Raw genomic sequence first — 13343 nt, 5'->3', positions numbered from 1 at the left:
TGATAAGTAAAATCGCACTCTAAGTAATTGAAATCTATTCTTGAGTGCGATAATTACGCCCTACATAGCTAGCTAAGTTTTACGGCATTATATAACTGCTTGGCAATTGACTCGGTTCTTTTACTTATCTCACCCTCACCCCATGCAGAGCTATAAATGAATGTTTGGGTAAGTGGATAATTGCTGTCATTAAGTAATTGATATTTCTTATCAATGGATGAGTTTTTTAGAATGTTGTTATTTGTTTTTTCGTCAACGAGAAGTAAATTCCCGACACAACCCACAGTGTCTTCAGATACTCCTGCTTTAACCTCTGATTCCGGAATGTAATGCTCAATTGTTAATAGTTTGTGATCTATATTTAAGCAAGATATTGCATTTCCTAGTTGCTTAGATAATATATATTTAATTATGTTTTTATTTCTTGTTTTGGTGGAAAGGTAATTTAGTTCTGAAAAATTCACAAAATATTCGTCATAACTTGGAAGTTTTGATGAAAGCGCTTTGAAGAGTGAATTAAGAACAGATTGTCTTTGATCGTGGTTTACTGCGTTTGTAAGCTGTATTGCATGTTCAGAATAGGTTGTTGCAATTGAACCTGAAGAGCGTTGAGATGTTATTGCATTAAAAACAAAGTGGAAGTACTCTATTTTTTCTAATGATGATTTTAGCATCTTCAAGCTTATATCACCCTGTTTCCATGCTCTTGTAAGCGCAAGCGTCATCGAAGATTGTTGCTTAACTTTGAATAAATTAAGACACTCAAATATATCTTTTATCTTTACTTCTTGCTTATCCCAATTATGCTGTTCTGGTGAAATGGTCATTTTATAATAGTCAGAGACTTTAGTGATTGTACTCAATAGGTTTAAAGCTTTGTCATTATCTATACCTAAATAAGTTTTCATTTCTGAAAATAACTTCTTTTCTGTAGTGTAATTATGTGCAGATAGCCAATAGTGAAGTAGATAGTTATCAAGCACCATATCACCTGACTCACAATCAAAATTTGAAACTAATCTATTCCATGATTCTTTGGCTGAGTCAAAGCGAGCATTGTTTGATCTTAACTTCTTCAGAAAGAGGTTTTTAACGAGATCTGATGTTTTCAGATCTCGTCCTCTAGCATTTAATGTTTCAAAAATCAAATAAGCATCATCTTCATTGTCAAGTTGAATAAATACTAACTTCAATGATAAAACTTTATCTCTTATATTTTTCAACTTTTGAATGGGGTTACTTTCATCATCGTTAAATAATTCCAATTGATCTTTGTGAAGGTTGCTTATTTCTGGTATTAATTTTAATAGTTTCCCTTCAATTAGCTCATAAGCATTTTTTAAGTTTCTTTCTTCAACGCCGATATCCTTTGATATGTCATTTTTTTTATAAGATTGAATTACACCTTGTAAGAATGGAAATGATGTTTCCGAGTTTAAAATAAACTCTTCTTCATTGTCGACATTTGCTTTTTCGATATATTTATGTATGCCTTTTGCTAAGTTGTCTTGCTCTAGTTTGATAAAAGCATCTCTTATTACCGATAGAATTATAGTTATTGTAGTTAATCGTTGTTGTCCATCTACAATACCAAAATAAGGCTTGTTAGCTTGATATACTACCATTGAACCAATGAAATAATTTTCATCATTATTTTTAGAAACATCCTCCCAAAAATTCTCTACTTCTTCCTTCTCCCAAGAGTAAGGCCGCTGAAAACGTGGGATCTGAAAGTATCCAGAGGAAAAGATGTCCTGAATTTCTTTATCATTAGCTTCAATCTTCATTTATTCTCCTTGGAGCCTATTTGAAACCCTATAGCTATTATTCAAATAAATTACAAAAAATTTGAGTCAATTTACTATAGAGAGTTGGGTAACATCAATAGTGATATGGCCATGATATAATTCAGGATGATTACAACAAATTTGTTAGTATTAGCGTGCTATTTAATAATTAATCAACTTCTGTACGTTGCGATGCATGTGTGTGCATTAGGGTGCATGCAACGTTAAATATTATTTTTGTCCCTTAGCGCCAGCGCTGGCGCGGCTCGGGCGGGCTAATGCAAGTGCATTAAAAGCGACTCATGAAGCGGGCAGGCGTGGCGGGGATAGCATTGCGCGCTGAGGGTGTTAATGTCGTTATCTCTGATTGTCTGAGGGCGTCGTGGTGCTGTTCGGGGTATCTGTTTGGATGTTGATGCGTCTTTCTGCGTCCTCGCGGTGCTGGCGCTCCTGTGGGCGCTGGTGAGGGATACAAAAAAGCCGCGCGGCGGCGGCTGTTGTGGTTGTCTGTTCGTTACTTGTTTTTCGGTAGCTCGTAAGGCTTAAAGCGAACCACTTCCTGACCGAGAAAGTCATTCACCTCTTTGATGCGCTCCTGTAAGGGCGTTAGCTCGTTGCGCACAAAAACCTGAGCCGCTTTGACGACGTCACCAAAGCCGCCGGTGTTATTGGGCACGACGCCCATCATCTGGGGTGGCACGCGGTGAGCGCTGAGCAAGTCATCGCGGGTCGCGTTCTTGATGTTAAAGAAATCATCCTTGGTCGCTACCTCGCTAAGCGGCACAATCTTGATCCCATCGGGTTTACCGTTCGGCGCGTAGAAAAACAGGTTTTTAAAATTACCCAGCCCTTTCGAGCTGCGCATCGCCTCACGCAGTGCCTCAACGTCGGTGTTACTCTGCGCGGCGTCGGTCACGTACATGATGTATCCGGCATGTGCGCCGTTCTGGTAATACTTGCGGCGGAACAGGGTCGCGGATTCATTCAGCCATGCTGAGTTGAGCGAGCTCATATATTCCGGTAAGCCGTACAGCTCCTGATTAATATCTGGCTCAATCAAATGGAACACCGAACGCGGCGCGAAACGGTGCGGCTCTTTGAATGACTGCACGAACCAATAAACATCCTCCTCAACGCCTCGGCGGGTATATTTTGCCGGAGAGCACTCCAGTCGCATGACCTCCCCAAGCTGATTAAAACGCTTCTCTAAAAAGGCATTCCCAAAGACCAGATAGTCGAGCACGTAGCGGCTAAATTCCTGCTGGCTCAGTAATGGGTGGGGGATAAAGGTGCTGGCAAGAATGTTGCGCTTCACGTAAATCGGCGAGCTGTGGTGAACGGCGGCGCGGAGGCTTTTCGCCAGACCCGCAAAGCTGACCGGCGGCTCGATCCATTTGCCGTTATTGATGCATTCGGCGTAGTCGAGAATGTCGCGACGGTCTAACACCGCCGAGGGCTCACCGAAGGTAAACGCCTGTACTGAGGCGTCAGACTGCGCGGTCATTTTTTTGGCGCGTTGGCCTTTACGTTTGCTCATTAGTTAAATTCCAAAATTGAAGGGGTGACGTTACCGTTACCGGCGGTGAGCGGTTCGTTAATCATGGCGTGCATGGCCGCCCATGCGATATCGGCGTGGCTGACTTCCTCGCTACGGCTGGCGACGTAGGTCATCCCGCGTCCGCTGGCCGTCATGGTTTTACGTATGGCCATAAACGAGAGCGTGATATCGGTGTAGGCGATGTCGTACTCCAATCGCCCGGTGGTGATGAGGTCTTTTGCTTTTAGCACCATGTTGGTTTTCACCTCGGCGCTATAGCGAATTTCTCGCACCGCAGGGAAGAAGTTGCGCACCAGCTGGTAAACGCCTTGCCCGATGCCGGTGGCGTCAATGCCGATATATTCCACGACGTATTTTTCAGTCAGTGCCTTGATGGATTCGGCCTGTGTGGCGAAGTCCATGCCTTTCCACTGGTAGCGCTCCAGAATGCGGAACTTACCGCCCGGAACGGCGGGAGGTGCCATCACCACGCAGCCCGCGCTGTCGCCGGTGCTCGACGGGTCATAACCAATCCACACCGGACGATAGCCAAACGGTCGAGGGTGTTGGTCAATCTGGATAAAGTCTTCCCACTCCAGCCTCGAGTCGACCATACAGGCTTGCAGCTCCTCGAACGGGAACACGGACGCCTTATCATCGACAAACTCACACATAAACAGGTTGCGGAAATCCTCGGCGCTGTTTTCCCGTTTTAACGTATCGAGATCGAAAAGGTCGCAGCCACCGGCGAGGGCGTCCTCGATGGTGACAATCTGCCGCCATTGTCCGTCGGCGCACAGCGCGCCTTTAGCCAGTGCGCCGTGGCTGATATCAATATCGACACGGTCGTCGGCGCTGCTGCGCCCTTTGTTGAATAACTCCCCTGACCAGAACGGATACGCGCCATGTGCCAGCGTGGACGGCGTCGAGAAATAGGTGGTACGCAGGTGTTTTTGCGAGGCCATACCTGACGCCACTTTTCGCAGTTTCTGGAAATTGGGGATCCAGAAAATCTCATCGACCAATAGGTCGCCGTTATGGCTCTGCGCTGTGTTGGAGTTGGTGCCAAGAAAAATCAGCTTTGCGCCGTTATTGCCGAGCACAATCGGATCGCCGGTGAGTTCCACATCCACCATGCGCGCAAACTGGATGATGTATTCACGGAATACATAAGCCTGAGTCTTACTGGCCGAGAGAAAAATCTGGTTGTGGCCGGTATCGAGTGCACGCAATAGCGACTCACGCGAAAAGTAAAACGTAGCGCCAATCTGGCGTGATTTGAGAATGTCGCGAATACGGTATTTAAGCCCGGCCTCATGCCAGCCGAGCTGGTAGCCGAAAGACTGCTCGAAAAAAATCGACTTGAGTTTCTCGATAGCCTCCTCGCTGAAATAGTTCTTTTTCGGTGCTTTGCGTTCGCCCTTATTGCGGTTGCGAACGTTCGGATTTAAGTCGGCCTCATTGCCGGTTTGGCTATAGCGATTCACCCGTGCAAGGCGCTCAATCTGGCGACCTAACAGGTCAATCTCTTTGTAGTCACCGCCGTCCTTTTTAGGTTTGGCAATCAGTTGAATTAAGCGGGATTCGATGCTGGTTTCCACGCGGGAAATCGGGTGGATATCGTCCCACTTATCGCGGCGTTTCCAACTGTTGACGGTCGGGATTTTCTGACTAAGCGTTTCGGCGATCTGACGTGGTGAAAAACCTTGCCAGTAGAGCAAGGCCGCCTGTCGCCTCGGGTCATGAAGGAGTGATGTGTCCGTGGTAATCATCGATATTGCCTCTCGCATAGATAACGAGGGCAAGGCTACGCAAGGCAGACAGGGCGTGCCTTACAGGGCTGTTGTGTAGGCGATTGTCAGACGGGGATTGATGGCGGTGTCGGAGCAGGGTAGGGAAACTAGCCCCGAACCTAAACATCACTCAGGACACCTGAACAATGGCAAAGAAAGTATCTAACTGGTTTCGCATCGGCGTCGAGGGTGACACCTGCGATGGCCGCAATATCGAGGCGGCTGACATTCAGCAAATGGCCGACAGCTTTGACTCCCGCGTGCGTGGCTGTCGTATCAATCTCGAACACATCAAAGGCGTGCTGCCAACTGGGGATTTTAAGCGCCTTGGTGACGTGGTCGAGCTTAAGGCTGAAACCATTGATGATGACTCCATCCTGAACGGCAAACTGGCACTCTATGCCAAGATGGCACCGCTCGAGGATTTGGTCTCCATGGTCAAAGCCGGGCAAAAGATTTACACCTCCATGGAAATTCGCCCGAACTTTGCCAATACGGGCAAAGCCTATCTGGTCGGCCTTGCGGTCACCGATGACCCCGCCAGTCTCGGGACTGAGATGCTGGAATTCAGCGCCAAAGCCAAAGTGAATCCGTTCGCCGGTAAAAAAGAACAACCTGACGATCTGTTTTCTGTCGCGACACTGGTCACGCTGGAATTTCAGGACGTCCCCGAAAAGCTTCTCACCACGCTGACCGACAAAGTCACCCGAATTTTTAGCCGCAAGCAAGTCAACGATGACGCGCGTTTTAACGATGTGCATGAGGCAGTCTCGGTCGTTTCTGAGCAGGTGCAAAGCTATCAGGACGGCATCGAGCAGCGTTTAACCGAGCTTGCCAATGACCTTAAAACCGCGCAGGAAACCGCAGACAACAGCGTACAAGCGTTATCCGCGCTGAAGGGTCAGCTCGGCAAGACTGAACACTTTAGTCAGTCACGTCGCCCCGCGGCCAATGGCGGCAACGGCGAAGAAATCCACCTCACCAACTGTTAACCGTTTGAGTGTGAACCGGTGCGGCTTGCTGCGCCGTCTGCCCCTTATTTGATTGAGAGAAACTATGCGCCCGAATACCCGCTTTAAATTTAATGCGTTCCTGACCCAAGTCGCCAAGCTGAATAATGTCGATGTTGCCGATATAGATAAAAAATTCAGCGTTGAGCCGTCGGTTACGCAGACCCTTATCACCACCGTGCAAGAGACCTCGGATTTTCTGACCCGCATCAACATGGTGCCGGTGGATGAGCAAGAGGGCGAGAAAATCGGCCTCGGCGTCACCGGCTCTATCGCCAGCACCGCCGACACTGACAACGGCGGAGAGCGTGAAACCGCCGATTTTGCCGCGCTAACGTCGCGTAAATACAAATGTGAGCAGGTCAATTTTGACTTTCACATCCGCTACAACACCCTCGACCTGTGGGCGCGTTATCAGGACTTCCAGATCCGTTTACGTGATGCGATCGCCAAGCGTCAGGCGCTGGATTACATCATGGCCGGTTTTAACGGCATCGCTCGCGCACCTAAGTCTGACCGCAGTAAAAATCCGATGTTGCAGGACTTGACCGTCGGCTGGTTGCAGAAGTTACGCAATGAAGCCGCGCAGCGCGTTATGGACAGCGTCACCGCCGAAGATGGCACCGTGTCTGACGTCATTCGCGTAGGTAAAAACGGCGATTATGCCAACCTTGACGCCGTGGTGATGGATGCGACCAACAGCATGATCGACCCATGGCACCAAGAAGACCCTGACCTTGTGGTTATCTGTGGTCGTCAGCTGTTAGCGGACAAGTATTTCCCGCTGGTAAACCAAGAGCAGCCGAACACCGAAGCCATGGCCGCCGACGTGATTGTCAGCCAGAAACGCATCGGTAACTTACCGGCGGTACGTGTGCCGTATTTCCCCGCCGATGCCATGATGGTGACGCGCCTCGATAACCTGTCTATTTACATTATGGACAGCGCGCACCGCCGCCATATCGAGGAGAACGCCAAGCGTGACCGTATCGAAAACTATGAGTCGCTGAAAGTCGATTTCGTAGTAGAGGATTACGGCTGCGCGTGCCTGATTGAAAATATCAAGGTTGGCACCTTTAAAGCGCCAGCAGCGCCGGAACAGGCATCCGCGCCAGTTGATGATAAACCGACCGCCGATAACGCTGAGGAATAATCATGGCGAGCCCTGCACAACGTCACATGATGCGGGTATCGGCACAAGAGGCGGCGCAGCGCGAAAATAGCGCGTTGCGCCACGCCAGCGGGTACGAGCTGGTGCTCATGCGTTTAGCCGGTGATATGCGCACGTTAAAAGGCGTGCACTCCGTGGAGCGTAAAGCCGAGATTAAGCGCGGCATGTTGCCGGAGTACGCGCCATGGGTCGCGGGCGTTTTGGCCGAAGGCCGAGGTGCTCAAGATGCGGTTTTAATGATCGTCATGGTGTGGAAACTCGACGCCAATGATATTGCCGGAGCGCTGGAAATTGCCCGCTACGCCCTAAAATATGGCCTCGCTATGCCGTCACATCTCAACCGACCCACCGGTTATTTTTTGGCTGAGGATGTGGCTATCGCCGCCGACCGTTTACATACCGCCGGTGAGCCTGTGGCCGTGTCGTTATTACTCGACACCATGGCGCTGACCGAAAGCGCCGATATGCCGGATAAGGTGCGCGCCAAACTGCATAAAATCACCGGGCTGGTACTGCGTGATGAGGGCGCGGCGCTCCAAGCGCTAGAGCACCTAAAACGCGCCATGCAGCTCGACCGATTGGCCGGTGTGAAAAAGGATATCGAGCGACTGGAGCGAGCCATTAAGGCCGCCAGTGAGCCCGAACCGGCTCCCGCGCCAAAACCGAAAGAACGTGCCAAACCCAAAACAGCCAAGCGTGCGAAAACACCGGCTAAATCAGCCACTCGCACGCGCAAACCGACGAGCGCCACCGCTCGCCGCTAACAGAACGCGCCCCGCGCCGGGCGGCACGCAGAGAAAACAGACTTGCTCTGATTGACTTCTGCGTCCACCGCCCACCCATTACAAGGATTTGTCATGACGACAATCATCATTCCTGCCTCGGATGAGAACACCGACGCATCAGGGATAGTCATTCCTGCGCCTGAACCGCGTGAGCCGGTGATTAAAAACACCTACTTTTGGCCGGATATCGACCCGGTACGCATTCGTGAGCTCATGCGCCTTGAGTATGTGGTTACGCCTGAGCGGCTGCGTGAAGCGATTCGCATGGGGATTGCTGAAACCAATGCCGAACTACACCGCTTTCGGGAGCGCAACATCGCCGCCGGATATAAACGCTTAATCGATGTGCCAGCCGAGAAAATCGATGGCGAAAGCGAAAAGTGTTTTCACTACCTGCGCGCCGTGTCGGCCTTTGCCAGTGCCAGCGTCTACGAGCGTTATCGCGGCTATGACGCCAGTGCCAAAGGTGACCGGAAAGCCGACACCGTCGAGAGCACGGCGGACACGCTGTGGCGCGATGCACGCTGGGCGGTGAGTCGCTTAGAAGGTCGGCCTAAATCCATCATTGGACAAATCTAATGCGCTTTATCGCCTCACAGGGGGACACCCTCGACGCCCTGTGCTATCGCCATTACGGGCGCACCGAGGGCGTGGTCGAGGCGGTGCTCGCGGTCAATCCGGGGCTTGCAGAATTGGGTGCGGTGCTACCGCATGGCACCGCTGTCGAGTTGCCGGTCGCTGAGTCCTCGACCACGGCGGAGACTCTCAACCTATGGGATTAATTCATGATCGAATCCGATAAGACCGTAGTGACGCTGTTCCTTACCGGCGCGCTGATTGTCGTGGGTAAGGTGCTCGCCGGTGGGGAGCCCATCACGCCTCGGCTTTTCATTGGCCGCATGTTACTCGGCGGCTTTGTTTCCATGGTATCAGGCGTTGTACTGGTGCAGTTTCCCGAGATTAATCCAGTAGCTATCTATGGTATCGCCGCCATGCTGGGGATCGCCGGTTATCAGGTGGTGGAAATCTTTATTCAGCGCCGCCTAGGCAAAGAAAACAAAACCGATAAAGGGGATAAATAATGGCCGTGATTAAAGTTCATCCCAACGTTGCCGCGTTTCTCGATATGTTGGCATTCTCTGAGGGAACGGCGACCCATCCACTCACCCGAAATCAGGGATATGACGTGGTGGTGACGGGTATCGATGGCAAGCCGGAGATTTTCACCGACTACAGCGATCACCCATTTGCGCACGGTCGTCCCGCAAAAACCTTCAACCGACGCGGTGAGCGCTCGACAGCCTCAGGGCGTTATCAGCAGCTTTATCGCTACTGGCCACACTATAAAACGTTGCTCTCACTGCCTGACTTTAGCCCGTCGTCACAAGACCGCCTCGCGGTGCAATTGCTGACCGAGCAGCGAAGCCTTGCGGATATCGAGCGCGGCGATATCGAGCTCGCGATCGACAAGTGCCGCAATATTTGGGCGTCATTGGCGGGTGCCGGTTACGGCCAGCGAGAGCACCGGCTCGACAAATTGGTCGAGGTCTATCACGCCACTGGGGGAACGCTTGCCCAATGAAAATGCTGATTATCTTGCTGATAGTGGCCGTGGTCGGCCTGTGGTGGTTAAAGCGTGAAAATCGCGAGCTTGGGCAAGCGCTCAGCGACGCCAGGGAAACCATCACCACGCAAAAAAATGGCCTTGCCACCTTAAACAATCAGCTCAACGTGGTGCGCGATAACGCTAACCGCAGTGAACGCGCTCAGGTTGCGTTGCGTCAGCAGCTCGACCGCGCGCAGCAGGTTGCCACCGGCAAAGACCAGAAAATAACGAGGTTACTCAATGAAAATAAAGCGCTGCGTGATTGGTATCAGTCTGCTTTGCCTGATGACATTGCAAGGTTGCACACCCGTCCCGCCTTTGACACCCCCGACGCTTATCTACGTTGGCTGTCCGAAGATGACGAGCTGCCCGATACCGGAAAGCCTGCCGAAAACTAACGGCGATTTGAGTGAAGACAACCGCCAACTAGAGCGCGCACTGGTGAGCTGTGCGCTACAGGTGGAAACCGTGAAACAGTGCCAGGAGTCACATAATGTTAAAGCCTAAAAGCCTACGCGAAGCGCTTGAGAAAGCCGCGCCAGTGCTGCGTAAAAATCCCGATATGCTGCGCCTGTTTGTAGATAACGGGACGATTGCGACCACGCTGGCCGCGACGCTATCGCATGAGAATCTGTACACGCTCAATGTGATTGTGACCGATTATTCTGGCGATCTGGATTTGCTTATCGTGCCGATTAACGCATGGTTACGCGAAAATCAGCCGGATATCATGACCACCGACGAGGGTAAGCGGAACGGCTTCACCTATTTTGCTGACCTGAACAATCACGACAGCATCGATATAAGTTTTAGTCTGCGGCTTTCTGAGCGCGTTATTGTGAAACAGGTCGATAAGGCGCTTCACGTGAAGCATCTAGCCGAGCCACCTATCCCGCAGCCGGTTGAGCGCCCGACCGAGCTTTACGTCAATGATGAGTTGGTGAGTGCGTGGGATGAATGAGTTCAAACAGTTTGAGAAACGGCTCGCGGGGCTGATTGGCAACCTAACGCCGGTGCAGCGCCGCAAAATTGCGATCGAGGTGGCGAAGCGCTTGCGCACCAGTCAGCAACAGCACATTAAGCAACAGAAAGCGCCCGACGGTACGCCCTATGCCAACCGAAAGCCGCAACCAGCCAGCGGTAAACGAGGCCGCGTAAAGCGCCAGATGTTCGCCAAGCTGCGCACCAATCGTTTTATGAAAGCCCAAGGATCAAGCGATGCCGCCGTGGTGGAGTTTATCGGGCGGGTTCAGCGCATGGTGCGGATACACCAAGAGGGTTTAAGCGACAAGCCGAACCGCTTTAGCCGTGAGGTGAAATATGATGCGCGCCCGCTGTTGGGGTTTAGTGCAGGGGATAAGCACATCGTTGAGGAGGTGGTGACTGCATTTATCATCAAGTGAGTTGATTGGTTATGTACTATTTGAAGAAATCTCTTCTCTAGTCTAGCGTGGTTATCCATTAATAATTAGTGAAAGTAAATTAATACATCCAATATGTTATGCAGGAGTCGATGCTGTAATCTGGAACGTTTGAGCTACTATATTTTCCATGTTGCAATTAGTAGGCTTGGAATATAATATTGCATTTTGCATTCCATTTTATAAGGTGATGATGTGCTTGATGTTAACCATCTTTTTTATTCGTCAAAAGAGTATTTTATATTGGTCGGGAAGAATGGGAGTGGGAAAAGTAGGTTGCTTCATGAGTTAGCGGAAAATCTGCATGACTCAGGTTGTAATGTCATTGCAGTGTCTAATACGTTATTTGATAAATTTAAAGTTCATGTGGGAAGTTTAAATTATGATTATATTGGAAGTAGGTTGGGGCGGGATTTTCCTGCGAAGGCAATAAAAAGAACTCTTTCAACGAAGAATGAAGGTAAAATAAGTCGGGTTTTTTCAGTTTTAAAACATATTCTCTATGAAGAAAAGATCGGTATTAAAGTTAAATTTAGAGGGAAGTTCAAAGATGCAATTAGATACTCACTAGATAAAAATGGACGGACGTATCCAGTTTATTTTGATAGTAGTACGCAAAACATTCCTGATGAGTTGATGATGGCAGTTGATAAAGCCATGAATAAATTAACTAATGGACTTAGTGTCTTGGAGTGGCTTGAAAATAATGGTAATGTCTTCTATGAAGGTAATTTTGATTCTTATCTAACTTTGTTAAGATTTGAGGGTGTTTTAAAAAAAGCAAATATAATAAGTGGCATTGATATATTCCTAAGTAAGAATGGCGTTTCATTTCCATTAAGTCAAGCAAGTTCTGGTGAATTATCATTTATAGCTTTGTTGGTTCATGTTGCTTTTTGCGCAAATGATAGCTCTTATATATTTATAGATGAGCCAGAAAATAGTCTCCATCCTAGATGGCAAAATGAATACTTCGATCTATTAAGAGGCGCGATTGGCTACAACAAGTGTCGAGTCGTTGTTGCAACCCACTCACCACTAATAATTTCCTCGATTTCAGAGAGTACATTTGTTGAAATTTATAAACGTAAATCATCTGGTTTTGAAAGGGTAAGTTCTTATGATGATAATGCTGAAGAATTATATATTGATTATTTTGATACGCTAACCCCAAAAAATAGAGCTCTCTCCAATAGGTGTGTGGATATTATTGATGCATTTACTGATGGAAGGATTGATTATGCAGATGCGAGGACGCGTTTATCTGTTTTTAAACTAATGGCAAAAGATGCTGCCCAACAAGATTTTATTTCTGGTGTCGAGGCTCTACTAGAGACCGTTTCTAACAAAAAAAAGGCTAAATGATGGATGGGGATTTTTTTGATCAGGATGAGATGCTCTTGATGAAAGATGCCATAAAAAATGGACATAAATTCTGGGATGATAAATCAATTTTTGATATTAAGCGAAAAATTAAAAATAGTTTGCGTGTAAAGCAAGCAGAGTGTTGTTGTTATTGCTCGAGGAATACTGACGGTGAGTTTAATATGGTGCTTGATATTGAGCATGTTATACCAAAGTCAAAAATTGTATCAGAGATGTTTGAGATGAGAAATTTGGCAGTCTCTTGCAAAAGATGCAATATGAGAATAAAAGGAGAGGATATATCATTCATTAATGATGATTTTGATGTTTTTAAGAATAATAAGGATTATTACCATTCAGAATGTTATAGTTTTATTCATCCTAATCTTGATGACTGGGATGATAACCTTTTGTATGTTGTACAACAAGTAAATAAAAAAAAGATAATTTATTATCAGGTCGTGCGAGACAGTCTTAAGGGAGAGTATACAAAGAATTATTTCAAGTTAGATGAAATACAAGTAAATACATTTGATGAAGCTCAAGGTGCAACAATAAGAAAAGAACCCAAAAGTTTTGAGGTTGCAGAGGATTACTCAAAGCTTGTAGCTCAAATGCTAGGCTCAAACTAACTTTAAGTATCTAATAATATGAGCCTATTAAAATATGAGATCTTTACTCTAACACTTAGTGAACTATCTCGTCGGCTTGCGACCATCCCTAAAGCTACCATTAAGTAGGTGTCACGATCTGTTGTCTGATACCCTGTCCTACGTATACAAATTGCCGCTAATCCTCCCTAGCGGCATCCTTTTCCCATGAGCATACAATCCCAACTATCCGAAATCTCGCGCCTACTGCACAACTT

15 protein-coding genes and 1 pseudogene are annotated in these 13343 nt (G+C 48.1%); 13 read left to right on the top strand and 3 right to left on the bottom strand.

Annotation, left to right across the window (positions count from 1 at the left end):
• Nucleotides 1–68: 68 nt before the first annotated feature.
• From BN1044_RS16215 to BN1044_RS16205, 3 genes are all read right to left on the bottom strand, one after another.
• The gene (locus BN1044_RS16215; RefSeq protein ID WP_072309566.1) at nt 69–1787 is read right to left on the bottom strand and encodes a DUF262 domain-containing protein; all 1719 of its coding nucleotides are present in this window, start codon (nt 1785–1787) and stop codon (nt 69–71) included.
• 514 nt (nt 1788–2301) lie between these two features.
• Entirely contained in the window at nt 2302–3324 is a 1023-nt protein-coding gene (locus BN1044_RS16210) for a phage portal protein (protein WP_072309565.1), read from the bottom strand.
• Nucleotides 3324–5096 carry a terminase ATPase subunit family protein gene (locus BN1044_RS16205; RefSeq protein WP_072309564.1) on the bottom strand — a complete coding sequence of 591 codons (1773 nt, stop codon included), beginning with the start codon at nt 5094–5096 and terminating at the stop codon, nt 3324–3326. Before BN1044_RS16205 ends, BN1044_RS16210 begins: the two co-directional genes overlap by 1 nt.
• A 167-nt stretch (nt 5097–5263) precedes the next feature.
• Between BN1044_RS16205 and BN1044_RS16200 the strand changes: the two genes are divergently transcribed.
• The 13 genes and pseudogenes from BN1044_RS16200 (at nt 5264) to BN1044_RS16145 (ending at nt 13107) form a co-directional block, all read left to right on the top strand.
• Entirely contained in the window at nt 5264–6109 is an 846-nt protein-coding gene (locus BN1044_RS16200; RefSeq protein WP_072309563.1) for a GPO family capsid scaffolding protein, read from the top strand.
• Between the two features lie 64 nt (nt 6110–6173).
• The gene (locus BN1044_RS16195; RefSeq protein ID WP_072309562.1) at nt 6174–7280 is read left to right on the top strand and encodes a phage major capsid protein, P2 family; all 1107 of its coding nucleotides are present in this window, start codon (nt 6174–6176) and stop codon (nt 7278–7280) included.
• A gap of 2 nt (nt 7281–7282) precedes the next feature.
• Nucleotides 7283–8062: a phage terminase small subunit gene (gene gpM / locus BN1044_RS16190; protein ID WP_072309561.1), complete on the top strand. Its 780-nt coding sequence runs from the start codon at nt 7283–7285 to the stop codon at nt 8060–8062.
• A gap of 93 nt (nt 8063–8155) precedes the next feature.
• Entirely contained in the window at nt 8156–8662 is a 507-nt protein-coding gene (locus BN1044_RS16185; RefSeq protein ID WP_072309560.1) for a head completion/stabilization protein, read from the top strand.
• On the top strand, nt 8662–8865 hold the full coding sequence (locus BN1044_RS16180) for a tail protein X (protein ID WP_072309559.1): 204 nt from the start codon (nt 8662–8664) through the stop codon (nt 8863–8865). Before BN1044_RS16185 ends, BN1044_RS16180 begins: the two co-directional genes overlap by 1 nt.
• Nucleotides 8866–8868: 3 nt before the next feature.
• Nucleotides 8869–9165 (top strand): phage holin family protein, encoded by a 297-nt coding sequence (locus tag BN1044_RS16175; protein ID WP_072309558.1) that lies wholly within the window; start codon nt 8869–8871, stop codon nt 9163–9165.
• Nucleotides 9165–9665, top strand: coding sequence for a glycoside hydrolase family 24 protein (locus BN1044_RS16170; RefSeq protein ID WP_072309557.1), 501 nt, complete (start codon nt 9165–9167; stop codon nt 9663–9665). Before BN1044_RS16175 ends, BN1044_RS16170 begins: the two co-directional genes overlap by 1 nt.
• Nucleotides 9662–10009, top strand: a pseudogene (gene lysB / locus BN1044_RS23940) (Rz-like lysis system protein LysB); the annotation flags it as partial. The gene BN1044_RS16170 and the pseudogene lysB, both read left to right, overlap by 4 nt.
• The gene (gene lysC, locus BN1044_RS23720; RefSeq protein WP_217492953.1) at nt 9930–10196 is read left to right on the top strand and encodes an Rz1-like lysis system protein LysC; all 267 of its coding nucleotides are present in this window, start codon (nt 9930–9932) and stop codon (nt 10194–10196) included. The pseudogene lysB and the gene lysC, both read left to right, overlap by 80 nt.
• Entirely contained in the window at nt 10183–10650 is a 468-nt protein-coding gene (locus BN1044_RS16160) for a phage tail protein (protein WP_072309555.1), read from the top strand. Before lysC ends, BN1044_RS16160 begins: the two co-directional genes overlap by 14 nt.
• Complete coding sequence (locus tag BN1044_RS16155) at nt 10643–11092, top strand: phage virion morphogenesis protein (protein WP_072309554.1); 450 nt, start codon at nt 10643–10645, stop codon at nt 11090–11092. Before BN1044_RS16160 ends, BN1044_RS16155 begins: the two co-directional genes overlap by 8 nt.
• Nucleotides 11093–11305: 213 nt before the next feature.
• On the top strand, nt 11306–12475 hold the full coding sequence (locus BN1044_RS16150) for an AAA family ATPase (protein ID WP_072309553.1): 1170 nt from the start codon (nt 11306–11308) through the stop codon (nt 12473–12475).
• Nucleotides 12472–13107, top strand: coding sequence for an HNH endonuclease (locus BN1044_RS16145; RefSeq protein WP_072309552.1), 636 nt, complete (start codon nt 12472–12474; stop codon nt 13105–13107). Before BN1044_RS16150 ends, BN1044_RS16145 begins: the two co-directional genes overlap by 4 nt.
• Nucleotides 13108–13343: the final 236 nt, after the last annotated feature.

The organism is Hafnia alvei (assembly GCF_900095695.1).
Classification (GTDB): domain Bacteria; phylum Pseudomonadota; class Gammaproteobacteria; order Enterobacterales; family Enterobacteriaceae; genus Hafnia; species Hafnia alvei_B.
The sequence above is the reverse complement of the archived record's forward strand: the minus strand, read 5'-3'. Positions and strand labels throughout refer to the sequence as shown.

What these genes read in the sequence shown, in the direction of transcription:
- BN1044_RS16170 (WP_072309557.1), top strand. Translation starts at nt 9,165, where the DNA reads ATGGCCGTGATTAAAGTTCATCCCAACGTTGCCGCGTTTCTCGATATG.
- BN1044_RS16215 (WP_072309566.1), bottom strand. Translation starts at nt 1,787, where the DNA reads ATGAAGATTGAAGCTAATGATAAAGAAATTCAGGACATCTTTTCCTCT.
- BN1044_RS16210 (WP_072309565.1), bottom strand. Translation starts at nt 3,324, where the DNA reads ATGAGCAAACGTAAAGGCCAACGCGCCAAAAAAATGACCGCGCAGTCT.
- BN1044_RS16180 (WP_072309559.1), top strand. Translation starts at nt 8,662, where the DNA reads ATGCGCTTTATCGCCTCACAGGGGGACACCCTCGACGCCCTGTGCTAT.
- BN1044_RS16185 (WP_072309560.1), top strand. Translation starts at nt 8,156, where the DNA reads ATGACGACAATCATCATTCCTGCCTCGGATGAGAACACCGACGCATCA.
- lysC (WP_217492953.1), top strand. Translation starts at nt 9,930, where the DNA reads ATGAAAATAAAGCGCTGCGTGATTGGTATCAGTCTGCTTTGCCTGATG.
- BN1044_RS16175 (WP_072309558.1), top strand. Translation starts at nt 8,869, where the DNA reads ATGATCGAATCCGATAAGACCGTAGTGACGCTGTTCCTTACCGGCGCG.
- BN1044_RS16160 (WP_072309555.1), top strand. Translation starts at nt 10,183, where the DNA reads ATGTTAAAGCCTAAAAGCCTACGCGAAGCGCTTGAGAAAGCCGCGCCA.
- BN1044_RS16155 (WP_072309554.1), top strand. Translation starts at nt 10,643, where the DNA reads ATGAATGAGTTCAAACAGTTTGAGAAACGGCTCGCGGGGCTGATTGGC.
- gpM (WP_072309561.1), top strand. Translation starts at nt 7,283, where the DNA reads ATGGCGAGCCCTGCACAACGTCACATGATGCGGGTATCGGCACAAGAG.
- BN1044_RS16200 (WP_072309563.1), top strand. Translation starts at nt 5,264, where the DNA reads ATGGCAAAGAAAGTATCTAACTGGTTTCGCATCGGCGTCGAGGGTGAC.
- BN1044_RS16145 (WP_072309552.1), top strand. Translation starts at nt 12,472, where the DNA reads ATGATGGATGGGGATTTTTTTGATCAGGATGAGATGCTCTTGATGAAA.
- BN1044_RS16205 (WP_072309564.1), bottom strand. Translation starts at nt 5,096, where the DNA reads ATGATTACCACGGACACATCACTCCTTCATGACCCGAGGCGACAGGCG.
- BN1044_RS16195 (WP_072309562.1), top strand. Translation starts at nt 6,174, where the DNA reads ATGCGCCCGAATACCCGCTTTAAATTTAATGCGTTCCTGACCCAAGTC.